17 protein-coding genes are annotated in these 23,250 nt (G+C 63.1%); 5 read left to right on the top strand and 12 right to left on the bottom strand.

Annotated features, from left to right (window positions below; all coding sequences use genetic code 11):
- Positions 1 to 699: a CoA transferase subunit A gene (locus GM655_RS13935; protein ID WP_155435248.1), complete on the bottom strand. Its 699-nt coding sequence runs from the start codon at positions 697 to 699 to the stop codon at positions 1 to 3.
- Positions 700 to 831: 132 nt separating this feature from the next.
- On the opposite strand from GM655_RS13935, the gene GM655_RS13930 reads away from it, so the two are divergent.
- Positions 832 to 1,395, top strand: coding sequence for a PAS and helix-turn-helix domain-containing protein (locus tag GM655_RS13930; protein ID WP_155435247.1), 564 nt, complete (start codon positions 832 to 834; stop codon positions 1,393 to 1,395).
- An 18-nt stretch (positions 1,396 to 1,413) separates the two neighbouring features.
- On the opposite strand, the gene GM655_RS13925 is transcribed toward GM655_RS13930, so the two are convergent.
- Positions 1,414 to 2,190: an SDR family oxidoreductase gene (locus GM655_RS13925; protein WP_161035110.1), complete on the bottom strand. Its 777-nt coding sequence runs from the start codon at positions 2,188 to 2,190 to the stop codon at positions 1,414 to 1,416.
- A gap of 216 nt (positions 2,191 to 2,406) precedes the next feature.
- On the opposite strand from GM655_RS13925, the gene GM655_RS13920 reads away from it, so the two are divergent.
- Complete coding sequence (locus tag GM655_RS13920; protein WP_196308767.1) at positions 2,407 to 4,083, top strand: electron transfer flavoprotein-ubiquinone oxidoreductase; 1,677 nt, start codon at positions 2,407 to 2,409, stop codon at positions 4,081 to 4,083.
- Positions 4,084 to 4,173: 90 nt separating this feature from the next.
- On the opposite strand, the gene GM655_RS13915 is transcribed toward GM655_RS13920, so the two are convergent.
- The 6 genes from GM655_RS13915 to GM655_RS13890 form a co-directional block, all read right to left on the bottom strand.
- Positions 4,174 to 6,369 (bottom strand): putative bifunctional diguanylate cyclase/phosphodiesterase, encoded by a 2,196-nt coding sequence (locus tag GM655_RS13915; protein ID WP_155435246.1) that lies wholly within the window; start codon positions 6,367 to 6,369, stop codon positions 4,174 to 4,176.
- 68 nt (positions 6,370 to 6,437) lie between these two features.
- Positions 6,438 to 7,103: an amino acid ABC transporter permease gene (locus tag GM655_RS13910; RefSeq protein WP_155435245.1), complete on the bottom strand. Its 666-nt coding sequence runs from the start codon at positions 7,101 to 7,103 to the stop codon at positions 6,438 to 6,440.
- 2 nt (positions 7,104 to 7,105) lie between these two features.
- A complete protein-coding gene (locus GM655_RS13905; RefSeq protein WP_155435244.1) occupies positions 7,106 to 7,903 on the bottom strand; it encodes a transporter substrate-binding domain-containing protein in 798 nt (265 codons plus the stop codon).
- Between the two features lie 20 nt (positions 7,904 to 7,923).
- Positions 7,924 to 8,331 carry a hypothetical protein gene (locus GM655_RS13900; protein WP_155435243.1) on the bottom strand — a complete coding sequence of 136 codons (408 nt, stop codon included), beginning with the start codon at positions 8,329 to 8,331 and terminating at the stop codon, positions 7,924 to 7,926.
- Between the two features lie 42 nt (positions 8,332 to 8,373).
- On the bottom strand, positions 8,374 to 9,111 hold the full coding sequence (locus tag GM655_RS13895; RefSeq protein WP_443094156.1) for a YcbK family protein: 738 nt from the start codon (positions 9,109 to 9,111) through the stop codon (positions 8,374 to 8,376).
- A gap of 87 nt (positions 9,112 to 9,198) precedes the next feature.
- Positions 9,199 to 10,035, bottom strand: a complete 837-nt coding sequence (locus GM655_RS13890) for an EAL domain-containing protein (protein WP_155435242.1) — start codon at positions 10,033 to 10,035, stop codon at positions 9,199 to 9,201.
- 155 nt (positions 10,036 to 10,190) lie between these two features.
- On the opposite strand from GM655_RS13890, the gene GM655_RS13885 reads away from it, so the two are divergent.
- On the top strand, positions 10,191 to 10,988 hold the full coding sequence (locus tag GM655_RS13885) for a class II glutamine amidotransferase (protein WP_155435241.1): 798 nt from the start codon (positions 10,191 to 10,193) through the stop codon (positions 10,986 to 10,988).
- A gap of 59 nt (positions 10,989 to 11,047) precedes the next feature.
- Here the strand turns inward: GM655_RS13885 and GM655_RS13880 are convergent, their stop codons facing one another.
- On the bottom strand, positions 11,048 to 11,593 hold the full coding sequence (locus tag GM655_RS13880; protein WP_155435240.1) for a GNAT family N-acetyltransferase: 546 nt from the start codon (positions 11,591 to 11,593) through the stop codon (positions 11,048 to 11,050).
- Positions 11,594 to 11,891: 298 nt separating this feature from the next.
- On the opposite strand from GM655_RS13880, the gene GM655_RS13875 reads away from it, so the two are divergent.
- Positions 11,892 to 12,914: a sulfate ABC transporter substrate-binding protein gene (locus tag GM655_RS13875; RefSeq protein WP_155435239.1), complete on the top strand. Its 1,023-nt coding sequence runs from the start codon at positions 11,892 to 11,894 to the stop codon at positions 12,912 to 12,914.
- Positions 12,915 to 13,242: 328 nt separating this feature from the next.
- The gene (locus GM655_RS13870) at positions 13,243 to 14,115 is read left to right on the top strand and encodes a serine hydrolase (protein WP_155435238.1); all 873 of its coding nucleotides are present in this window, start codon (positions 13,243 to 13,245) and stop codon (positions 14,113 to 14,115) included.
- Between the two features lie 11 nt (positions 14,116 to 14,126).
- On the opposite strand, the gene recD is transcribed toward GM655_RS13870, so the two are convergent.
- Genes recD through recC form a run of 3 tightly spaced genes read right to left on the bottom strand, consistent with a single transcriptional unit; the run spans position 14,127 to position 23,234 of the window.
- Positions 14,127 to 16,103, bottom strand: coding sequence for an exodeoxyribonuclease V subunit alpha (gene recD / locus GM655_RS13865; RefSeq protein WP_155435237.1), 1,977 nt, complete (start codon positions 16,101 to 16,103; stop codon positions 14,127 to 14,129).
- Positions 16,093 to 19,833: an exodeoxyribonuclease V subunit beta gene (gene recB / locus GM655_RS13860; RefSeq protein ID WP_155435236.1), complete on the bottom strand. Its 3,741-nt coding sequence runs from the start codon at positions 19,831 to 19,833 to the stop codon at positions 16,093 to 16,095. The genes recD and recB overlap by 11 nt, the downstream gene beginning before the upstream one ends.
- On the bottom strand, positions 19,830 to 23,234 hold the full coding sequence (gene recC / locus GM655_RS13855; protein WP_155435235.1) for an exodeoxyribonuclease V subunit gamma: 3,405 nt from the start codon (positions 23,232 to 23,234) through the stop codon (positions 19,830 to 19,832). The genes recB and recC overlap by 4 nt, the downstream gene beginning before the upstream one ends.
- Between the last annotated feature and the right edge of the window lie 16 nt (positions 23,235 to 23,250).

Raw genomic sequence — 23,250 nt, 5'->3', positions numbered from 1 at the left:
TTAGTTGGCGCGCACGGTGCGCTGCTCGATACGTTTTTCCGGCGTCGCGTTGACGACGATGCGGTGCACGAAGATGCTGGGCAGGTGCACGGCATCGGGATCGATCTCGCCCACTTCCACCAACTGTTCGACTTCGACGATAGTGATCTTGCCGGCCATGGCAGCATTCGGGTTGAAGTTGCGCGCCGTTTTGCGGAACACCAGATTGCCGGCCTTGTCGGCCTTCCATGCTTTCACCAGCGACACATCGGCCACCAGCGAACGTTCCATCACGTATTGTTCACCATCAAATTCACGGATTTCCTTGCCTTCGGCCACGATGGTGCCCACGCCCGTCTTGGTGAAGAAAGCCGGAATGCCGGCGCCGCCGGCGCGCAGCTTCTCAGCCAGCGTGCCTTGCGGGGTGAATTCCAGTTCCAGTTCACCGGCCAGATACTGGCGCGCGAATTCCTTGTTCTCGCCCACGTAGGAAGCAATCATCTTCTTGATCTGGCGGGTTTCCAGCAACTGGCCCAGACCGAAGCCGTCCACGCCGGCATTATTCGAAATCGCCGTCAGGCCTTTTACGCCCGAATCGCGCAAAGCAGCGATCAGCGCTTCAGGAATACCGCACAGACCAAACCCGCCCACGGCGATGGTCTGGTTGTCCTGTACCACACCAGCCAGAGCGGAGGCGGCGTCCGGATATACTTTATTCATGGGTCTCCCTTTTTATGGAATGTTGCAAATTTCAGCGCCCAACTTGTGAAAAATGAATCGGCAGCGTAGCGTGTCAGCATAGAATAGGCACATCAAAAGTACAATACCGTAGAAATACCTGTCACATTGCCCATGACTGCTGCCCCTGCCATCGATTACGAATCCATTTTTCTGCATGCCCCCGTCGGCATGTGCATTTCGGACCACCGCACCATACAGGCCAGCAACGATGCGCTGGCCCAGATGTTCGGCTACACGCGTAGCGCCATGAACGGCATGTCGTTCCAGCAGTTATACCCCACCATGGACGAATTCTTGCGCACGGGTGACCGCATTATTCCCATCATGAATGCCAAGGGCCGCTACTCGGACGAGCGCATCATGCGCCGTGCCAGCGGTGAACTGTTCTGGTGCCATGTGACGGGCCATGCCATGCGTGCGACCGAACCGCTGGGCCCGGGCATCTGGACGTTCGAGGATGTGAGCGAGAAGCGCCCCGTGACGGCGGAACTGACGCCGCGCGAACGGGAAATCGCCGCCCTGCTGGTGGAAGGCAAGACCAGCAAGGCGATAGGCCGGCAGATCGACCTGAGCCCGCGCACGGTGGAAATGCATCGCGCCAAGCTGATGCGCAAATTTGCTGCTGCCACCTCGTCCGAACTCGTGCACAAGCTGGTCGGGTTGCAGCAGCTGTAGGACTCCAGGACTGCCCTGTCAGGCTGCCGTCATGCCGTCGTCGGCGGAAATGATGGCGCCATTGATGAAGTTGGAGTCTTCACCGGCCAGCAGCAACAGCAGACCGTCGAGGTCTTCCGGCTTGCCCGGACGCTTGCGCGGCAGCATATCGATCAGCTTGCGCCCCTGTTCGCTGGCGAAATAGTCTTCATTGATCTCGGTCGAGATATAGCCGGGGCAGATGGCATTGGTATTGATGCCGTACTTGCCCCACTCGACTGCCATGGCCTTGGTCATCTGCACCACGCCGGCCTTGCTCATGCAGTACACGCCGATCTGCGGCAACACGCGCAGCCCGGCCACGGAAGCGATGTTGATAATGCGATGTTTCTTGCTCGGATCACCCTTGGCGCGCGCAATCATGCGTTTGGCCGTTTCCTGCGCCACGAAGAAGCCGCCGCGCAGATTGGTATCCATCACGAAGGCATAATCGTCCGGCGTCACATCGACCAGACGTTGCGTAGTTGATACGCCCGAATTATTCACCAGAATATCGATCGGGCCGGCTTCCGTTTCCGCATGGGCGATGGCCGATTTGATGCTGGCATAGTCCGTCACGTCCAGACTGACCACGTGGGCCGCACCGCCGTCCGCTTCGATTTCAGCGCGCAATTCCTTCAGCCGGTCGATGCGGCGCGACGCCAGCACCACCTGCGCTCCAGCCTGAGCCAGCACTTTGGCAAACCGGGCTCCCAGACCGCTGGAGGCGCCCGTAATCAGCGCAATTTTTCCCTCAAAGTTGACTTCTATGCCCACGAGCTACTCCTAAATAATTTTGATGGTAACAAACGCCAGCCTAAGGGGTCTAAGCGGGAATGTCTATCCATAATCATTACATAAATCGCCAGTATTAGATTGCGGTGTCTAATAATGTCCCTCAAAATGGCGCCACAATTGCATTTCGGACGAAAAAGAAGCACACTCGTGCTAAAATTTTTTTGATCCTTTCATTCACCACTATAAGAAGAGACTATGACACAGCCTCAAACCCTCCTTGAACAGTATGGCCCACGCGATGCGATGGAGTATGACGTCGTCATCGTAGGTGGCGGCCCTGCAGGCTTGTCGGCAGCAATCAAGATTAAACAGCTGGCCGCCGCGCAACAGCGCGAAGTGTCCGTCGTCGTGCTGGAAAAAGGCGGCGAACTGGGCGCCCACACCCTGTCCGGCGCCGTGATGGACCCGAAAGCGCTGACCGAACTGATTCCTGATTGGAAAGAAAAAGGCGCGCCGCTGAATACCCCGGTGACGGAAGACCGCGTGCTGTTCCTGACCGAAACGGGCGCCCACAAGACGCCGAATGCGCTGCTGCCAGCCTGCTTCGAGAACCATGGCAACTATGTGATCTCGCTCGGTAACGTGGTGCGCTGGCTGGGCCAGCAGGCCGAAGCGCTGGGCGTGGAAATCTTCCCCGGCTTCGCTGCAGCCGAAGTCCTGTACAACGACGATGGCTCCGTCAAAGGTGTGGCCACCGGCAATATGGGCGTCAAGCGCGACGGCGAAGCCGGCCCTGACTTCCAGCTCGGCATGGAACTGCACGGCAAATACACGCTGTTCGCCGAAGGCGCACGCGGCCATCTGGGCAAGCAGCTGATCGCCAAATTCCAGCTGGATCAGGGTAAAGATCCCCAGTCCTACGGCATCGGCATCAAGGAACTGTGGGAAATCGATCCGGCCAAGCATCAGCCCGGTCTGGTCGTGCACACCACCGGCTGGCCGCTCGACAGCAAAACCTATGGCGGCTCCTTCCTCTACCATCTGGAAAACAACCAGGTGGTGGTCGGCTACGTGGTCGGCCTGAACTACGAAAACCCGTATCTGTCGCCATACGAAGAATTCCAGCGCTACAAAACCCACCCGGCCATCAAGCCTTTCTTCGAAGGCGCCAAGCGGATCTCCTACGGTGCGCGCGCGATCGCGGCCGGCGGCCTGCAATCGCTGCCCAAGCTGGTCTTCCCCGGTGGTGCACTGATCGGTTGCGATGCGGGCTTCCTCAACATGAGCCGCATCAAGGGTAGCCATGCGGCCATCAAGTCGGGCACGCTGGCGGCCGAAGCCGTCTACGAAGCGCTGGTCGCCGAACGTCAGGGTGACGAGCTGAGCAGCTTCAGCACGGCCTTCGAACAATCCTGGCTGCACGAAGAACTGCACGTGGCCCGTAACGTCAAGCCATGGCTGAGCAAAGGCCTGTATCTGGGTTCCGTCATGACCTGGATCGATCAGAAGATCCTCAAAGGCAAAGCCCCGTGGACGCTGCACCACAGCTACGCCGACCACGAGTGCCTGAAGCCGGCCTCGCAGTTCAGCCCGATCAACTATCCTAAACCGGATGGCAAGCTGACCTTCGACCGTTTGTCGTCGGTGTTCATCTCCAACACCAACCACGCGGAAGACCAGCCTATCCACCTGACGCTGAAGAACGCCAGCGTGCCGGTAGACGTCAATCTGGCCAAGTATGCAGGTCCGGAAAGCCGTTACTGCCCGGCCGGCGTGTACGAATTCGTCAAGACGGATGAAGGCACAGACCGTCTGCAGATCAATGCGCAGAACTGCGTACACTGCAAGACTTGCGATATCAAGGACCCGACCCAGAACATCGTCTGGATCACGCCGGAAGGTGGCGGCGGCCCTAACTATCCAAACATGTAATACCCCGGGGTCAGGTCGGGCGTTGGCGCAGAGTTCGCTTAATTCTTTGGCGAGCTCTGCGCCAATGCCCGACCTGACCCCGCAGTTTTTTTAGAAGTGATCGAGTTCAGGCAGGCCGGCTGCGCACAACTGCTCGAACTGGGCCGGCGCCAGCGCGCCCGCATACACATAGCCCTGCACGAAGTCGCAACCTGTCAGTCGTAACAGCGAACACTGGGCTGCCGTCTCCACCCCTTCCGCTACCACGCGCAAGCCCAGCTTGTGCGCCATCACCACTAGTGCTTCACACATGGCTAGCTCACCGCTATCGTTGACGATGTCAGCCAGGAAGCTGCGATCGAGCTTGAGCTGGTCGATGCCGAACTGCTTCAGGTGCGAGAGCGAGGCGTGGCCATTCCCAAAATTATCCAGCGCCACCTGCAAGCCCATTTCACGCAGGCAGCGCAAGCGCTCCACCACGCGCGTCACGCCGTCGGCCAGCACGCTTTCCTTGATTTCGATGACGATGCTGTGCGGACTGAGCTTTAGCTGCTGCACATAGTCGCACCAGCCGCTGTACAGGGCCGGATCGCCACGCAACTGGGCCGCGGAAAAGTTCACGCTGATCTGGAACTCGCTGCCATACGCCTGCTGCCATTGCTGCGTCTGACGTGCCGCATGGCGGAACACCCAGTCGCCCAGCTCCAGCATTATGCCGCCCGTTTCAGCCTGCGATAAGAACTCGGCCGGCGCGAGCAGGCCCCGCTCCGGATGGCGCCAGCGCAGCAGCGCTTCGGCGCGCTCTATCTTGCCCGTGGCCAGATTCACGATGGGCTGGTAATGCAGTTCGAACTGCTGGGCCACCAGTGCGCCACGCAAATCCAGCGTGGTCTGCAGGCGCTGCTGGGCAGCCTGCTGCAGCTCGGCCGTGAAATAGCTATAGCGGTTGCTACCGCCGGACTTGGCCGCGTACATGGCCTGATCGGCATTGCGCAGCAGCTCTTCCGGTGCGTGGCCATCGCTCGGATACAGCGCGATGCCTATGCTGGCCGAGATGCTGGGCACGCCCGTCTCCAGCAGGAAGGGCCGGGTGAGCTGGCCCAGCATGTTCTGTGCGATCCGCTCTATGCCGGTGGTCTGTTCCAGACCGGACAGGATCACGGTGAATTCATCGCCGCCGAGGCGGGCCACGGTGTCGGAAGTGCGCACGCAATTGCTGATGCGGCGCGCCGCTTCGATCAGCACGCAATCGCCCTGCTCGTGACCGAGCGTATCGTTGACCTGCTTGAAATCGTCCAGATCGATGAACAGCAGCGCTAGCTGTAAGCCTTCGCGTTGGGCCTTGCGCACTTCGTAATTCAGGCGATCATGGAACATATGCCGGTTGGGCAGGGCCGTGAGCGCGTCGTAATTGGCTTTCTGCCAGATCAGCTCGCTATTCGCGCGGTCGGCCGTGACATCCGTGACCAGCGCCAGCGCGCCCAGATAAGCGCCGTCGGCGTCATAGATGGGATTGGTGACCAGCGAAGTCCACAGCTCGCTGCCATCCTTGCGCAGGAACTTGAATTCGTGGCGCTCGGCCACGCCGCGCTGGCGCCGCGCGATATTCTGCTCCAGTATGCCGCGTCCTTCCTCGTCCATGAAGGCCACCAGCGGCTGGCCCAGCATGTCTTCGATGGCATAGCCGAGCATGCTGGCCATTTTCGGATTGACGAAACTGGTACGGGCCTTGGCATCGATTTCCCAGATGCCTTCTTCGGCCGTGTGGACGATACGGCGGAAACGTTCTTCGCTGCGCTCCAGCGCGGCCAGCTTGCCCTCGGCCAGTTCCAGCACCACGCGGATGGCTTGCGAGCTGGCATCGGCGCTCGCGCGCAAGGTGGCGGCAAAGCCTTGCTCGTCCGGATGGCGGCAGATCTGCACGCCACATTGCTGGGCCTGGTTAGTATTCAGTGCATTGCGCACCATGGCATCGAAATCATCATGGAATCGCGCAGCCACAAACTGGCGGAACGGCAGCCGTGCAGGATTGCTGCGCGGGACGCCCAGCACATCGGCGCCCACCACATTCATCTGCAAGATGGTGGTATCGAAGCCCAGTACGAAATAGCCGACCGGGGCCAGCAGGTAGATATCGTTGAAATAAGTCTGTTCGGCGCTCAACTGGTCGGCGCTCAGGCCTGTGCGCAGCGCCGCAGCCACGGCGCTGCCCTCGAGGCGCTCAATCTGGCCCCGATGCCCTTCGCCGGTCCCGACCACAGACGGGCGTACTGCCGTCAGCTCTGTCAGCGGCACACGCTTGTCCATACCATTCCTTTGTGAACAGTAGCAAGACTATCATTTTAGCAAGGGAGTGTCGAGCGCCGCGCAGCCCTTTAGCGGTGGGCGCGGTTCAAACGTTGTTCGGCGCGCCGCTGTACGGCTTCGAACAGCAGGCTGAGCACCCAATAAATGGCCGCTGCGGCAATATACAGGGGCAAGGGCTGGAACGTGGTCGCGATCACTTCCTTGGTCGACAGCATCAGTTCCGTCATGGTGATGACGGAGACCAGCGAGGTGTCTTTAATCAGACTGATCAGGGTATTGCTCATGGCCGGCACGGCGATGCGCAGCGCCTGCGGCAGCACCACTTCAGCCAGTGTGGCGCGGTAGCCGAGTCCCAGACTGTAGGCCGCTGCCCATTGCCCCTTGCTGACAGCGCCGATGGCGCCGCGCAGGCTTTCCGACAGAAACGCGCCCGAATTCAGGCTCAGAGCGAGGATGCCGGCCGTGATCGGCGTGAATTCTATGCCCACGCTGGGCAGACCGTAATAAATCACGAACATCTGCACCAGCAGCGGCGTGCCACGCATCAGGCTGACGTAGACGCTGGCCGGCCAGCGCAGCACACGGTAGGGCAGCAGCCGCATCAGCGCCACGGGGAAGCCGATGGCCAGCCCGCCCAGCATGGCGGCCAGCGCAAACAGCACCGTGTAGCCGGCGCCACGCAGCATGACCGGTGCCGCTTCCTGCAGCAGTGCGTAGAGTCCCTGCCAGTCCATGCTCAGGGCGCTTTGCTGACGTCAGTACCGAACCACTTGATGGAAATGGCTTTGAGGCTGCCATCGGCGGCGGCGGCGGCCAGCGCCTGATTCAGCGCCTGCTTGAATTGCGGATTGCCCTTCTGGAAAGGGATGCCCATGCGCTCGACAGCCCCCACCTGGGCGCCGGCCTTGATGGGCAGACGCGAAGTTTTCAGCAGATAGGCCGACATCAGGCTATCGTTGAGTGCCGCATCAATGCGGCCCGCGGCCAGATCAGCCATATTGTCGGGCGCGGCCGGATAGCTGCGCACTTCGATGCCGGGCACGGCCTTGGCCTGCTGCTCGTACACGCTGCCCTGCCCCACGCCCAGTTTCTTACCCTTCAGATCGGCCAGCGATTTGTAGTCGGCCTTGTCATCCTTGCGCACGATTAGCTGCGGCATGGAATAGATATACGGCTGGGAAAAGTCGAACGCCTGCTCGCGCTTGGGGTTGATGCCCACCTGCGAAATGATCACGTCATAACGATTGGCGGCCAGACCGGCCAGTATGCTGGCCCATTCGCTGCTGACGAATTCCACTTTCAGACCCAGCTTCTGGCCCAGCATGCGGGCCACGTCCACATCATAGCCGGCCAGTTCGCCCGTCTTCTGGTCCTTGTAGTTAAACGGCGGATACGTGCCTTCCATGGCCACGCGCAGCGTGCCGCGCGCTTTAACCGTGGTCAGCAGATCGGCCGCACTGGCCGGCAGGGTCGTCAGCGCCAGCAAGGCCAGCGCGGTGCCCAGCAGTCGAACTGAAAATACGCGTTTTTGCATAACTTTCCTTGGTCAGGGACTTACCACGCGCCCATGCGCTGTGGCCGGCCAAAACGGTGCCCGACCACCAGCATGGAACTGGCGATCAGGCTGCTCAAGCCCAGCATCAATTGTATGAGTTTATCGTCCGGCAGCACCCACAGCCGTCCGGGCGGCGCTTCATCGAGCTGCGCGGCCGCCATGATCAGCGGCGCTATCCATTCAGCTTCGGGGGTCAGGTCCAGCACCAGCGCGCCATCGGTGGTCTGCAGATACACTTCGCCGCCAGCCGCCAGCGTAAAGCACACGCCATAGCCCGTTTCATTGCGGCCTACGTGTTCCTGCAAGGCCAGATTGTGTTCGGCGATCCAGAGTTCGACATCGGCCGGCGTTTCCAGCGCCTGCCATGGCACGGGACGGAAACGGGGCGCATCAGTTTGGTCTTGCATGGAATTCCTGTTTTGAAAAGCAGACGCCAGTGTAACTCAGGCTCAGCCTTTCCACGTACGGTTCAAGCCCGTATCGGTATGGATCCAGCCGCCCTTGGGACCGCTGCGGTAGTAGAAGCCCACCCCGCCTTGACGGAAACTGCGCACCAGCCCGCCCAGCACTTCGGAATTCAGGTTGGCCAGACGGATGTCGGCGGCCCGCCCTTCCATGTGCAGCGACTGGCGCGCGGCCGGCACGCCGGCTTCGCGCAGCTTCTGGTTGGACGCGGGCGTGCGGTAGCCGGACAGGATTTCCAGCGGGGTGTCGATGCCGTAACGGGCCACGAAAGCCTGGGTGCCCCACAGCGTTTCGAACAGTTTGGGATCGATGGCGATGGTTTCCTTGCCATTCACGTCGCGCATCAGATGGCACAGGTCCTGATAGGCCGACTGAATCAGCTCGCCATCACGCCAGTACAGCAACTTGGCCCGTTCCCCGCTGGCCGGACGCACCACTTCGATAGTACGGGGGCGCAGCCAGAATTCCAGATCGAGCGCCTGCGCGTCAAATATATCGGGTGGTGGTGCCAGTTCCGTACCGGACGGTGCGCTCTGCTCGGAGGCACGGGCCATCGGCTTGCTGGCCGTGGCCGGCGCTGCCGCATGGCTAGCCGGCTTGCTGACCGATACAGTGCTATGGGGCGCAACGCTGCGGGCAGCACACCCTATCAGCGGCACGGTACACAGACCAGCCCCGACCACACCTAAACCCTGCTGTAAAAAATCTCTGCGCGTTGCCATACACTACCTGTCAAAAGCAATATGGGTACTATAGCCTATGCCGAGGGAATAAAAAACCTCCGCAACTCCGATATTGCCTGGTCCAGTTCAGGCGGCCACTGCCGCAACCGCCTTGGCCGGCGCTGGCTCTGCCAGTTGCGCAGCCGGCTGGTCGAGCAGATAGCCCTGCCCCAGCACAGCGATGCCGGCACCAGCCGCCAGCGCACGCAGGCGCTCCAGCGTTACCGCCGTCTCTATGCGTTTGAAGACCAGCGCCACACCGGCCGCGCGGCAGCGCGCGAACAGGGCCAGCAGCTCGGCCTCGTCGGCTGCCACACTCGCATCAAGCTTGAACGCGGCCGGCTGCAAGCGCTCCAGTATCTGCAAGGCTTCCGCCGGCGCCGCCACATTGATGGCGAGGCGGAAGCCGTTGCGGCGGTAATTGTCGGCCACGTAGTTGAGCAGCCAGCCCTGCTGCGGCGTGGCTGCCGGCAATTGCAGCACCACCCGTGCCAGTGGCAGTTCCAGCGCATCGAGTATGCGGCGGAAAGCATGGCCGTGATTGCTGCTGACGGCGCTGAGCAGGCGGTCATGCACGTTCAGATACAGGTCCGGCCCGCCGTCCGCGGCCTGACGGAAGAAATTAAGTGCGTGCAGCAGACGGCACAGGCGATCCAGCTCGACGGATTCGTCATCGCTGGCCGCGTGGTCAAGCAAGCGCCACAGCGACAGGCCCTGATCCTGCGCCGCAGCGCTGCGCGCCAGCCCTTCGTAAGCCTGCACGGCGCCGCCCTGCAAGGCGCGGATGGGATGGAAAGCACTGCTCAGCGTGCAATTGAAGAAGCGTCCCTGCGCGCGGCCCGCGTGATCGAGCCAGATGCTGGACGTGCTGCTGGCAGCGCCGGATAGGCGGGCCAGATAGTCTTGGAGTACGGAGAATGACATGCTGCTCCTCAGCGTATAGGGATAACAGCGACAGCCTAGCGCAGCGGCAGCAAAAGCTGAACGAATCCTTGCAGCTATGAATATGCGAAAAGCTTCGTTCCCCCGCGCGCAGGCGGACGCTATCGTTAGCCATCGTCACTGACTACGGAAGCCCCATGTGCCAATTACTCGCCATGAGCAGCAAACAGCCCGCCGCGCTGGACTTTTCCTTCACCGGCTTTGCACGGCGCAGCGCCGAACATGGCGACGGCTGGGGCATCGCCCTGCACAATGGCAGCGACTGCCAGCTTTACACCGATGCGCTGGCCTGCAGCAGCTCGCTGCTGGCGCAGCAATTCCGCAGCCAGCCCATCAAGGCACGCAATGTGATCGCCCATATCCGCAAGGCGACGCAGGGCCGCGTGTCGCTGGAAAACAGCCATCCGTTCACGCGCAAGCTGTGGGGCCAGACCTGGTCGTTCGCCCATAATGGCGATCTCAAACTATTCCAGCCGCGCCGTGGCCTGTATGCGCCCTGGGGCGATACGGACAGCGAGCTGGCGTTCTGCCACATCCTGTCCGAGCTGGCGCTACGCTACGAACACCGGCCACCGCGCCACCAGCTGTTTGCCACACTGCAGATACTGGCCGCCAGCATCGCCGAATATGGCAGCTTCAATTTCCTGCTATCCAACGGCGAACTGCTGTTCGCCTATTGCAGTACCGAGCTGCATAGCGTGCAGCGCCAGTATCCGTTCAGCGTTGCGCAGCTGGTCGATTGCGATCTGAGCATAGACTTCAGCCAGCACAATCAGCCGGATGACCGCATGACGGTGATTGCCACCCGCCCGCTGACCAGCAACGAACCGTGGCAGCGCTTCGCACCGGGCCAGCTAAAACTGTTTATACAGGGGGAAGAAGTGGGCGCACAGCCGGTGCACCAGCAGGAATGGGACTGGCAGATCTGCGCCTAGCGCAGCGGGAAAGGCAGGCCTGCGTTTAGGCCTGCATCCAAGCCTGACTCAGGTCGAGCTCAGGCCGAATTGCAATTGCAGAAGCGCTTGCGTTTGCTGCCATCGGCTGCCGTCGCACCCGCTTCGAGCTGCTTCCAGAAGAACACCGTTTCGACGCCATAGGGCGAGCGCACCTTGCCCGAATCGATGTAGCCGCATTTGGCAAAAAAGCCCTCGCCTGTCGCCGTGCTATGCAGTTGCAGCGCTTTCACGCCCCAGCTGCAGGCCTGCGCTTCGACCCGCTCCAGCAGCGCCTTGCCCACGCCCTGGCCGCGCACCTCAGGCAGCAGATAGCACAGTGCCAGCTTGCCGGCGCCTGTCAGCAAAGCCACGCCAACCACCACGCCATCCTGCACGGCCACCACGGAATAGTTGGTGGGCGAAGCAAACCAGCTGGCCACCATTTCCGGCGTCTTGTTGCCCAGCCATGCGGCCAGTATGGCCGGATCCTGCTTATGGTCCTCGCCACAGCATTCGGCAATGGAACGGCGCAGCACCGTACAGGCAGCGACCGCATCGCTGACCTCGGCCGGCCGGACTTCAAGACTGCGAATTTCAGAACTCATGTACGCTCACAAACATTTCTATTAGCAAAAATGAAGCGTTTAAACGCTTTCTTCAGTGCCTGATTCGACTATACACCAAGCCATGAAAGTCGTTGCGGACGCCCCCGTTTCTGCGCCGCTGCTGCCTTCACAGCCTAGTAGCTGGCCCTGCTTTTGCCCACGAATCATTCCGGAATTCCTTATGCGGAAATCGAGGAACTGTCGTGCATCTCCTTAAAAATAAGCATATAACGAAAAATTCGTATCTTTTCGGCGCGGAATTTTACACTATGAGCGTCCGTTCATCAGAAAGCCTGCCATGACTACGCACCACGCTACCCGCCGCCTGTTCACCACTGCCCTGCTGGCCGCCAGCACCGGCCTGTTCGGCCTGTCCATGCCTGCCCATGCGGCCGACACGGTGCTGCTCAATGCCTCCTATGACGTGGCGCGTGAACTGTTCAAGGATATCAACCCGCTGTTCGTCGCCGAATGGAAAAAGACCACGGGTGAAACCGTCAACGTCAACCAGTCCCATGGCGGCTCGTCCAAACAGGCCCGCTCGGTGGCCGATGGCATGGAAGCGGCCGTGGTGACCATGAATCAGGCCAACGATATCGACATGCTGGCCGAGCGTGGACTGGTGGTGCAGGACTGGGCCAAGAAATTCCCCCACAATGCGGCGCCGTTCTATTCCACCATGGTGTTCCTGGTCCGCAAAGGCAATCCGCAACAGATCAAGGACTGGGGCGATCTGGCCAAACCTGGCGTGAAAGTCATCATTCCCAATCCTAAAACGGCCGGCAATGGCCGCTACACCTATCTGGCCGCCTGGGGCTCGGTGCTGAAAAAAGGCGGCAACGAAGCGCAGGCGCGCGAGCTGGTGACGAAAATCTTCAAGAACGTGCCCGTACTGGACGCCGGCGGCCGGGGCGCTACCACCACCTTCACCCAGCGCAGCATAGGCGACGTGCTGGTGACGTTTGAAAACGAAGTGAATCTGGTACGCGCCGAATTCGGCGACAACTTCGAGGTGGTCTATCCTTCGCTCTCGATCCTGGCCGAATCGCCCGTCGCCGTGGTGGACAAGGTGGTCGACCGCCGCAATCTGCGCAAGCAGGCGACCGGCTACCTGAACTTCCTGTACACGGAACAGGCGCAGGACGTGATCGCCAAACACTATTTCCGTCCGCGTTCGGAAGCGGCTTTCAAAAAATACAAGGCCAACTTCCACCAGATCAGTCTGTTCACGGTGGATGATGTGTTCGGCGGCTGGAAAGCGGCGCAGAAAAAACACTTTGATGACGGCGCCGAGTTCGACCGTATTTATCAGAGCAAATAAACCACAGGGCTGAGCACAGCCAGCGCAGCGACTGTACTCCCTGTACAACAAGGCCCCGCCCAGCTTGCGGGGCTTTTTTTCGCCTGCCTGATCGCGCCCGGCAGAGTGGGTCCGAAGTGCGCCTGCGCGCGCAGCGGCCAGATTTGCCCGGATTTGCTCAAAATTGCCAATAAGCCTAGTGGAATCCGACAGTTACATTCAATAGACGAGAAAGCACTTTAATGTTATCTTCCAGCCTGAGAGAGTATTGCCGTACAGATAGAGGCAATCCGTGGTGCTAGGCGCCTGCTCTGCCGAATTTCGCCAGATTTAACTGAATATTGAAACTATGCTCAAAAAAATTCTCGCTGTATTACTGAGTTCTGTCACGGCCGCCGCACTGGCAGTGCCGCTGGGCTCGCAGTCCGTGCTGGTGGTGGAAGATGACACCGGCAAAGTCCTGCTGGAAAAGAATTCCACTGTACAAGTGCCTATCGCTTCGCTGACCAAGCTGATGACGGCCATGGTGGTGCTCGATTCGCGCGCCGACCTCGAAGCGCCTATCAGCATCGACAAGACCGATGTGGACACGCTCAAGCACAGCACCTCGCGCGTGCCCGTGGGTGCCGAACTGTCGCGCCGCGACGTGCTGCAACTGGCGCTGATGTCGTCCGATAACCGTGCAGCCGCCTCGCTGGCACGCACCTTCCCCGGCGGTCCGGAAGCGTTCAAGGCTGCCGTGAATGCCAAGATCCGCGCGCTCGGCATGAGCCAGACCGTGATCGAAGAACCGACCGGCCTGTCGCCTAACAACCGCTCCACCGCCACCGATCTGGTGCGCATGGCCAGCGCTGCCTCGGCCTATCCGGAAATCCGCCGTATCACCACCGATACCAAGGACATCATCAATATCAAAGGCCGCAAGGTCGAGTACCACAACACCAACCGTCTGGTCGGTGCCAAGGGCTGGGATGTGGGCCTGTCCAAAACCGGCTACACGGAAGAAGCTGGACGCTGCCTGATCATGCGCTTCAAATCGGCCGGCAAGAACGCCACGCTGGTACTGCTCAATGCCAAAGCCAATTCGGCGCGCATGATGGATGCGCTGAATATCCGCCGCTTCGTGGCCGGACCTGATGGCGAACCTAAAGTCATGAAGGTCGCCGCCAAAACCAGCCGCAAAGCCGCCAAGAGCAGCAAGCACCACCGCCGCGCGGCCTGATCAGGCCTCGCTCAAACCGTCAGCAGCGCGCGCAGGCCACTGGCGCGCTGGGTACGCTGGGCGATGGCGTCCAGCAGCACCTGCTGATTCGGCGTCAACAAAGTAAAGTACTCGCGTGCGCGCGTGATGCCGGTGTAGACCAGCTCGCGCGCCAGCGTGCCATTGCTCTCGCGTGGCAGCACCAGCACCGTGTGCTCGAATTCCGATCCCTGCGATTTGTGTACCGTCATGGCGAATGCCGTTTCGACGTTGCGCAACCGCGTCGCCAGCACGCTGCGCACCGCATCGCCGTCCGAGAAATACACGCGCATGGCGCCGGGCCGTAACGGGTCCGGCAGCGTCAGGCCGATATCGCCGTTGAATACCCCGGTCGCATAGTCGTTACGCGTGACCATCACAGGCCGGCCCGCATACCATTCGCCGTAGCGGCGCAACAGGCCCGCACTCTGCAGGCGCTGTTCTATGGCTTCGTTCAAGCCCTGCACGCCCCACTCGCCATCGCGCACGGCGCACAGGATGCGGAAGCGTTCGAACGCCACGATCAGGGTCTTCACCCAGTCCAGATAAGCGGCACCCTCGCCCTCGGGCGCACCAGCCTTGAGCAGTTGCAGATAGCGGCTGTAACCACCGGGCGCGCCGTCGCGGCCGGCCAGGGCCAGTTGCAGCGCGTCGGCCGGCAGTGCCGGATCGGTCCACGCCAGCTTGCCATCCGATGGCTGGCGCAGCACCTGCACGGTGGCAGCGCCATCGCCGCGGTTGACGGCCAGCGCGAGCGCGCCGATAGGCCCGCCGAAGCGCCGGCTTTCGCGCAGCATCACAGTCTGCTGGGCGATGGGGCCGGCCTGCCCGGCGTATTCGTCAGGGATGGCGATGCCGCTGGCATCGCGCACATAGCTGAGCGTTTCGGCGTGGTAGCCGCCCGCCTCGGCATCGAAGCACAGATCACCGAGCACGGCGCCCGCTTCGACCGATGCCAACTGGTCCTTGTCGCCCAGCAGTATCAACGTCGCCTGCGGCGGCAAGGCGGCCAGCAGCGCGGCCATCATTTCGAGGTGGATCATCGAGGCTTCGTCGACGATCAGCACATCCACCTCTAGCTGGTTGCCCGCATGGTGGCGGAAGGCGCGCGTATCGGGCCGTGCCCCCAGCAGGCTATGCAGGGTACGCGCGGCGCCCATGCGGCCGGCCAGTTCGCGCAGCGGCAGTTCGGCGCCCACTTTCTGGTCCAGTTCTTCCAGCGCCGTATCGATGGATTGCTTGAGCCTAGCAGCAGCCTTGCCGGTCGGCGCGGCCAGCGCCACGCGCAGGTTGTCGCGACCACTGCCGGCGCTGGCAAACAGCAGTGCCAGCAGACGCGCCACCGTATAGGTCTTGCCCGTGCCGGGGCCGCCCGTAATGATGCCCAGCTTGCCGCGCACCGCCACGGCGCAGGCGATCTTCTGCCAGTCCGGGCCACCGCCACGGCTGGCGTGGGGGAATAGCACATCGAGCCAGCGGCGGATGCCGGCAATGTCTGCGCTGGCATCGCCGGCCAGCACTTCGCCCAGCGCGCGCTGGCGCACGGCATGGGCCACCAGTTTTTCATCGCGCCAGTAGCGGCGCAGATAGAGGCGCTCGCCATCGAGCACCAGCGGCTGGTCGAAATCCAGATCGCCCACGGCCCACACTTGTTCGCTGGCGGCCAGCAGCTTACGCCACCCTGCCCCATCCTGCGGCCAGCCGGCCACGCTGTCGCGCAGGCCGCGCCACAAGTCCGGTTGCCAGCCCAGCTGGGTGCCCACGGCACCGGACAGGTCGTCCAGCTTCATGCAGCTATGGCCGCGCCCTTCCAGTTCGGCCAGCAGCACGCAGGCCGCCAGCAGCGGCGCCGTATCCTGCCCCAGCGTGCCGATGAAACGCGCAAAAGCACCGCTCAGGCGGCGCAGATGGCCCGCTTCGGTCAGCACATCGAGCTGCGCCAGCAGTGCTTCGGAACGGCTAGTCAGCATGGTCAACCTCATCCTGCGCCAGCGCGGGCGCCTCCAGCAATAGATCCAGACCGTCCAGCAGGCCGGGATCGGGGGTAATCAGATAGCAGCCGCGCGTGTGCTCGTTGGCGATCCCGCGCAGGAACAGGAATAGCGTGCCGCCCAGATGGCGCGCCGCATCGTAGCGCGCACCGAGCCGGCTTTGCAGCAGCCGGTGCAGCGCCAGCAGGTAGATGGCGCCCTGAATGTCGTAGCGGTGTTCGGCCATGGCCGTCACCAGCGCCGCCGTATGGTAAGAAGCATCGCTGCCGCCCAGCGCATTCGATTTGTAATCGAGCACCCAGTAGCGCCCTTCGTGCTCGAACACCAGATCGGCAAAGCCTTTCAGCATGCCGTGCAGCTCGCGTTCGGGCAGTGCTGGCCGGGCCACGCCGTCCAGCAGGTATTGCACGCACAGCGCGTCGAGCGCCGTGGTATTCAGCCGCTCGCTGGGGAACCAGAATTCCATTTCCGGCAGCGGCTGGCGGATGGCACTCAGTGGCGCCTGCAGATGAGGCAGCGGCGTGCTGACGATCTGGCGCAGCCAGGTCTCGGTATCCTGCAGCCGGTTGCCCCAGCCGGCCCGCTCCACCCGGCGCGCCAGCCGGATGGCAAAGCTGTCCTGCGCCACCATGGCGAATCCTTCTTTGCCCAGCCATTCGAGTTGCTCGTGCAGGAAATTGCCCGGTACTGAGCCGCGCGGGAAACGGTGCCAGGCCACGTCGTCCACCTTCTGCACGGCGCCGGCCGTGACCACTTCGCCCTGCAGCAGATCTTCCTGTGCGCTATCGCGCGGCACCGGCAGGGTCTGCCCTATGCTGGCAGTGGGGCCGGTGCGGCGTGCCAGCGAGCTGAAACTGCCCACTGCCCAGTCACGCTCGAACGCCGCCGCATAGCCTTGCGGTTCCAGCAGCGCGGGGCGCTGTTCCACCCGCTGCAAGCGCGTGACGGGCGCCGTCGCGGCGGCAGCCAGGGTTTGCAGCTCGATGCTGTCGCAGCCGGCTATCGCGTGCTGCCAGCGTTCCAGCATCAGTTCCGACGGCAGCGCGGCGCCACCCGTCAGCAGATAACCGAGCGCCGATTCGTGCAGCGTGTTTTCGCCCTCCTTGCGGGCCGCCTGCGCTGTCACGCCCAGCCACAGGTAGTGGCGCGCGCGCGTGAGTGCCACGTACAACAGGCGCAGGTCTTCCTGTAAACGGGCCTGTTCCATCAGGGCCAGCGCTTCGTCGGTGAGTGCCATGTCGATATGGCGCTCGCCCTGCGTATCGCTGTACTCGAAGAAGCTGCGGTTGCGCCGCTCCACCTTGCGCGCCGTAACAGCAAACGGCAGATACACGAGCGGATATTCGAGGCCCTTGGATTTGTGCACGGTGATGACTTTCACCAGCTCGGCGTCACTCTCCAGTCGCAGCACGCGTTCGTCGCCGCCCGCTTCGCCTGCTTCGATCTGTTCCGCCAGCCAGCGGATCAGCGCCTGCTCGCCATCGAGCTGGCGGCTGGCGGTCTGCAGCAGTTCGGCCAGATGCAGCAGATTGGTCAGGCGGCGTTCGCCGCCGGGTTGCTGGATCAGGGTGGCCGGCAGGTTGAGATCATGAATGAAACGGCGCAGCATGGCCAGTACGCCCTGCCGCTGCCACACCGCATGCCAGCCCTTGAGCTGCTCCACCCGGCCTTCCCATGCCAGCTCGTCGGACGAAAGCTGGGCCAGTTCCGCCAGCGACAGGCCGCAGGTGGCTGTGGCAAACGCAGCGCGGGCCAGCGCGCCATCGAGCGGCGTGGCCACGGCCGACAGCCAGCGCAGCACATCGGCCGCTTCTTCGCTGTCCGTCACGGCATCCTTGTCCGACAGGTAGACGCTGGCCACGCCGCGCCGCTGCAGCGCCGTGCGGATGGCCGTGGCTTCGCGCCGGTCGCGCACCAGCACGGCGATATCGGCCGGCTGCAAACGCTGCTGCCCGTGCGGGCCGGCAAAGCCGGTGGCCGCATCATTGAGCTGGCTGACGATCTGCTCGGCGCACTGCCAGGCAAAGAACTCGCGGTAGGCGTCGGCCTTCAGCGGCAAGGCGCTGCAGGCCAGCACCATGGCCGGCAGCGTGCCGGCGCCATTGCGCAGCTGCTCGTCGCGCCCGCGCGCACCGACCGCTTCGAACGGCAGCGGATTGAAGCCGTCCGCCGGATTGCGGAAGCGGAAAGCGCCACGGGCAAAGCCGCTGCCACCGGCGCCGCTTTCCGCATGCAGGAATAGCTGATTGACGGCCGCCACCACGGCCACCGTGGAACGGTAATTGGTGCCGAGCTGGTAATGGCGCCCCGCCGTGGCAGCGCGTGCGGCCAGATAGCTGTGAATGTCGGCACCACGGAAACCGTAAATCGACTGTTTGGGGTCGCCGATCAGGAACAGGCCCGTGGCCCCATCATTGTCGGCCACACGGTATAGCTGGTTGAAAATCTGATACTGGTTGGGTGCCGTATCCTGAAACTCGTCCACCAGCGCCACCGGATACTGGCTGATGATGCGCTGGCGCAGCGCCGGCCCATTCGCGCCCTGCAGCGCAGCGTTGAGCCGGTCCAGCATGTCGGCAAAACCGAACTGGCGGTTGCGCTGCTTGAGTTCCGCCATGCGCGCGGCGATCACTCCCACCGCATGGCGATACAGGGCGAACGACAGCGGTTCGATCTGGTCCAGCGCCGCTTTCAGCGGGGCGATGGCGTCAAAACAGTCCGGCACTGCGGCGCTGAAATCTTTGGCAAAGGCGTCGGCGATGCCATCGGGCGTCAGGCGGCGCCACGCCGTATCCTTCAGATCGGGATGGGTGGCATGAGCATCGGCCACCCAGGCACGCAGGCTGTCGAACCAGCCGGCCACGCTTTCCGGCTTCATCTTCACGCCGTTGAAGCATTTGGGTGCGATAGCGCGCTGCTGATGGATCCACTGCTCCATGGCGGCGATGCGCTCGTCCCAGCCCTGCTTGAGCTGACGTAGCGTGGCCTGCTGCTGTTGCTGCAGCTGGACGATCAGTGTACCCAGCGGCGCATCGCTGCAGCCGGCCGCACGGCTGGCGCCTATCAGGTCGGCACGGCGGGTCAGCTCGCGCAGGCTTTTTTTCAGCGCACCCACATTGGCCCAGCAGGCCAGCAGTGGCTGCAAAGCGGCCGCGTCGAGCGGATACACGTGCTGACGCCAGTAGTCGTGCGCCGCATCTTCATACAGGGTTTGCTCGTCGCTCAGCAATTCTTCGTCGAACAGGCTGCCGCTATCGAAAGCATGTTCGCGCAACATGCGCTGGCACCATGCGTCGATGGTGAAGATAGCCGCTTCGTCCATGGTTTCTGCGGCCAGCATCAGCCGGTGCGCAGCCTGCTGCTGGGCGGCGGCATCGGGATAGTCCTGCAGGATTTCGTCCAGATAGGCATCGCGCGCGCCGGCCAGCGGCATGGCGGCATAGGCACGGAAGTACGCAGCTGCTTCCACCAGCCGTTCGCGCACCCGGTTGGACAGTTCGCGCGTGGCCGCGCGGGTAAACGTCATCACCAGTATTTCCGATGGCAGCAAGGGGCGCTGATAGCCCTGTGCACCGCCGTGCCCCAGCACCAGCCGCACATACAGGGCGGCGATGGTCCAGGTTTTGCCGGTACCGGCGCTGGCCTCGATCAGGCGCGAGCCATGCAGCGGAAACTCCAGTGCCCTTAACGGGATTGCGCTGCTGCTCATGCTGCCCCTTCCTGATCCAGTGGATGTATGGTGATCGCTGTCCCCAGCCACATCAGCAACGGGCCGTACAGGCGCTCGGCCACGTCGGCAAAGCCGGCCTGCGCTTCCAGCTGGGCGAACTCGGGCCACAAGCGGGCCAGACACAGGTCCGCCACTTCACCGGCCAGTTCAAAACCGCCATCGTAGATAGCGCGTGCATCTTCATCTTTGAGCAGGGCCAGCGCAGTCTTGCAGGCCGTGGGCAAAGGCTGGTCCATATTGCTGCGCCATAGTGCTGCCAGTTGCTCCAGCACGGCCAGTGCAGCCGGCTGCAGCATGGGCTGCATCTGCACGTGGGCGTCGCGTGCGATCAGATGGGCCGCCACGGGCGTGCCGCTGGCGGCCAGCGCGAGCTGGCGCAGCCAGATCTCGATCAGCTTTTCCGCCCGCAACCCGCCCTGCTTGTCCATCACCTTGGACGAAATCTGCCCCAGCCACACGCTGCCATGGCCGTCGCTGCGCAACTGGTCCACCCAGTCTTCCAGCTGCAGGCCGCCCAGCGCCAGCGTGACGGCCACCTTGGGGGCCGGCCGCGGATATTGCTGGCGCAGTTGCAGCCATGCGCTGCGCACCGGCAGCAGTCCGGCCACCAGTTGTTGCTGGTACTGCTGGCCGATCAGGCCTATCGGCAGCCGCCCTTCGCGCGCCAGCCGCGCCGCACGCAGCGTGAGCTGCTCGGCCACCTGTTCGGGCAGCTCGTCTTCGCCTTCATCGGCCAATAGCTGGTCTTCCAGCTGGTAGCGTTCCAGCCCATCCAGCGCAAACGGTTCTTCGTCCTCGCCCACCTGCGCGGCATCGCCGAACACCACGCCCAGGCGCTGGCGGAAAAAATAGCGCACGGGCTGGCGCATGAAGTTGACCAGATCGGCCAGTTTCAAGCGGTGGCCCGGCTCAAGCTCGTAGGGCGCCAGCGCGCTGGCAGCGTCCGCAGCGGGCTGCTCGCCGTGCGCTACGCGCCATTCGCGCGCATAGGTCAGCAGACCGTCCTGCTCGAAATAGCGCCGGCTGAATGGCTGCAGCGCGTGTTCGGTGGTGAGCTGTTCCAGCGCGATCTGCCAGCCCGCACGCAGGTAATCGCATAGCTGCGCTACCAGCACGGACGGCGGCTGGGCCGAGTTGTCGCGCACATTGCGTCCCACCCAGCTGATGTACAGCTTGTCGCGCGCAGCCAGCACGGCTTCCAGCATCAGGTAGCGGTCATCGTCGCGGCGCGAACGGTCGCCGGGTCTGGCCATGCCGGCCAGCGCCAGCAGGTCGAAGTCGGCGCGCGGCGCGCGGCGCGGGAAATCGCCATCATTCATGCCCAGCAGGCAGACCACGCGGAACGGCACGGCGCGCATCGGCATCAGCGTACAGAAGGTCACGCCACCCGAGACGAACTGGTGGTTCAACGTTGGCTCATCCAGCAGGCTTAACCACGCTTCGCGCAGCACGGCCAACGGCACGGCTTCGACAAAGCCGGCGTTCTCGCAGGTTTCCAGCCAGCGTGCGAGCGCTTCATCAAGCTGGGCCAGCGTCAGACGGTCGCCCTCTTCACCTGCGCTGAAGAAGGCTGCCAGCAGGGCGCGCGCCTGCACGCCCCATTCGGCCGGAGTGCGTTCTTGCGCCAGCACGCCGCGCCAGTGCAGCAAGTCCGTCACCAGCTGGGCCAGCGAACCGGCCAGTGCCGCATCCAGCCCGCCCACTTCGCCATACGGTTCGATACCGCCGAAGGCCGCGCCATTGCCGCTGGCGTAACCGAGCAGCATACGACGCACGCCGAACAACCACGAATTCTGCTCGCCCGCAGCGCCCAGTCCCAGCCCACTGCGGTGCTCGGGGTCCAGCCCCCAACGCACGCCCACGCCCTCTATCCACAGGCCCAGCGTGGCCATGTCCTCGCTATCGAGACCGTAGCGGCCGGCCACGGCCGGCACATCGAGCAGATCGCGCACTTCGCTCTGGCGGCAGCGCTGCTGCGGCAGGCGTAGCAGCCATTCCAGCGCCACCAGCAGCGGATTCACGCTGCGGTCGTTGACATCGCCGATTTCGAACGGAATGTAGCGCGCATCGCTGCGCCGGTACTGGGCAAACACGGCATGGATGGCGGCCGTAAAGGTATCGATGTCGGGCACCATCACCACCACGTCGCGCGGGCGCAGCGTGCTGTCGGCTGCCAGCATGGCCAGTAGCTGGTCGTGCAGCACTTCCACTTCACGCTGCACGCTGTGGGCAATGTGGAACTGCACCGAGCGGTCGCTGGCCGGCGGCGGCAGGCCCGGGTGCTCGGACAGTGGCAGCAGGTCGCGCACGGCGCCCTGTATCTGTTCCAGCAGGGTGTGGCCGGCGCCGTCGCTGAACAGATCGACCCGCAAAGGCTGGCCGTCGCCGTCGCGCAGGCTGGCACTGGCCGTGTCGAATTCGTCGAGCAGACGGATGAAGTCACGCCCCTGTCGTCCCCAGCTAGCCAGCAGCGGATGGCTGTGCGCATGCAGCTGTTCGAGCGGCAGCGCACCCAGATCGTGGCCATTGCGCGGCTGCTGACGTTTATGCGCGGCGCGCAGCAGCTCGCGCCCTTCGATGATGTCGCCCCAGTAGTACTGGCAGGGATTGGGTACGGCCAGCAGCACCTGGGTGTAGGCCGACAGGGCGGCCAGCGCCTGCAGGGTCTGGAACGGCAGGGCCGAGACGCCGAATATCACGATGCGGCGCGGCAGCCGGCCTAGCGGCGCCTCGCCCGCTGCGGCAGCACGGACGAATTCCGTATGGATGGTAGCCCGTCCCAGTTCGCGCTGGTCCGGAGCTACATCGGCGATCACGGCACGCCACAACTGCGCCTGCCAGCGCTGCTCGGGCGTCAGCGCCAGCGCGGCACCGGCATCGCCGGCACGGCGCAACAGGTCGCGTCCGTGCGCCCAGTCGTCCAGCCAGTCGGCGCGGTAGACCTGATACTGGTCGTACAGGTCGGCCAGCCGTTCGGCCAGCTGCAAGCGCCGCTCGGGCGCACCATCGGCCAGAAAATGCCGTAGCGGGGCAAACACGGGGTCGGCCAGCAAGCCAGGCAGCAAACGCATCAGACGCCAGGTCAGCGGGCCTTTATCGAAAGCGGAAATGGTCGGCACCTGCTCGTGCCCCAGCATGCCGCGATAGGTCTCCCACAGGAAGCGGGCCGGCAGCGCCACGCGGGTGGCCGCGCAGATGCCGAGTTCCTCGGCCAGCGCAATCTTCAGCCATTCCGCCACGCCGTTGGACTGCACCAGAAATACTTCCTGCTCCAGCGCACCGAGCGGCTGTCGGCGCAGCCACTGGAACACGGCGCTGCGCAGCATTTCCAGCTGGTTGCCATGTAAAACTATCAGTCCGGGCGTTACGCTTGCTTCCATAGGGCTCATCGGGGGA

Source organism: Pseudoduganella danionis, from assembly GCF_009720775.1.
Lineage (GTDB): Bacteria > Pseudomonadota > Gammaproteobacteria > Burkholderiales > Burkholderiaceae_D > Rugamonas > Rugamonas danionis.
The sequence above is the reverse complement of the archived record's forward strand: the minus strand, read 5'-3'. Positions and strand labels throughout refer to the sequence as shown.

Bases quoted from the DNA above. Each gene is read 5' to 3' on its own strand.
- GM655_RS13900 (WP_155435243.1), bottom strand. From the start codon at position 8,331: ATGCAAGACCAAACTGATGCGCCCCGTTTCCGTCCCGTGCCATGGCAG.
- GM655_RS13930 (WP_155435247.1), top strand. From the start codon at position 832: ATGACTGCTGCCCCTGCCATCGATTACGAATCCATTTTTCTGCATGCC.
- GM655_RS13915 (WP_155435246.1), bottom strand. From the start codon at position 6,369: ATGGACAAGCGTGTGCCGCTGACAGAGCTGACGGCAGTACGCCCGTCT.
- GM655_RS13895 (WP_443094156.1), bottom strand. From the start codon at position 9,111: ATGGCAACGCGCAGAGATTTTTTACAGCAGGGTTTAGGTGTGGTCGGG.
- recD (WP_155435237.1), bottom strand. From the start codon at position 16,103: ATGCTGACTAGCCGTTCCGAAGCACTGCTGGCGCAGCTCGATGTGCTG.
- GM655_RS13880 (WP_155435240.1), bottom strand. From the start codon at position 11,593: ATGAGTTCTGAAATTCGCAGTCTTGAAGTCCGGCCGGCCGAGGTCAGC.
- recB (WP_155435236.1), bottom strand. From the start codon at position 19,833: ATGAGCAGCAGCGCAATCCCGTTAAGGGCACTGGAGTTTCCGCTGCAT.
- GM655_RS13905 (WP_155435244.1), bottom strand. From the start codon at position 7,903: ATGCAAAAACGCGTATTTTCAGTTCGACTGCTGGGCACCGCGCTGGCC.
- GM655_RS13875 (WP_155435239.1), top strand. From the start codon at position 11,892: ATGACTACGCACCACGCTACCCGCCGCCTGTTCACCACTGCCCTGCTG.
- GM655_RS13935 (WP_155435248.1), bottom strand. From the start codon at position 699: ATGAATAAAGTATATCCGGACGCCGCCTCCGCTCTGGCTGGTGTGGTA.
- GM655_RS13890 (WP_155435242.1), bottom strand. From the start codon at position 10,035: ATGTCATTCTCCGTACTCCAAGACTATCTGGCCCGCCTATCCGGCGCT.
- GM655_RS13870 (WP_155435238.1), top strand. From the start codon at position 13,243: ATGCTCAAAAAAATTCTCGCTGTATTACTGAGTTCTGTCACGGCCGCC.
- GM655_RS13885 (WP_155435241.1), top strand. From the start codon at position 10,191: ATGTGCCAATTACTCGCCATGAGCAGCAAACAGCCCGCCGCGCTGGAC.
- GM655_RS13920 (WP_196308767.1), top strand. From the start codon at position 2,407: ATGACACAGCCTCAAACCCTCCTTGAACAGTATGGCCCACGCGATGCG.
- recC (WP_155435235.1), bottom strand. From the start codon at position 23,234: ATGGAAGCAAGCGTAACGCCCGGACTGATAGTTTTACATGGCAACCAG.
- GM655_RS13910 (WP_155435245.1), bottom strand. From the start codon at position 7,103: ATGGACTGGCAGGGACTCTACGCACTGCTGCAGGAAGCGGCACCGGTC.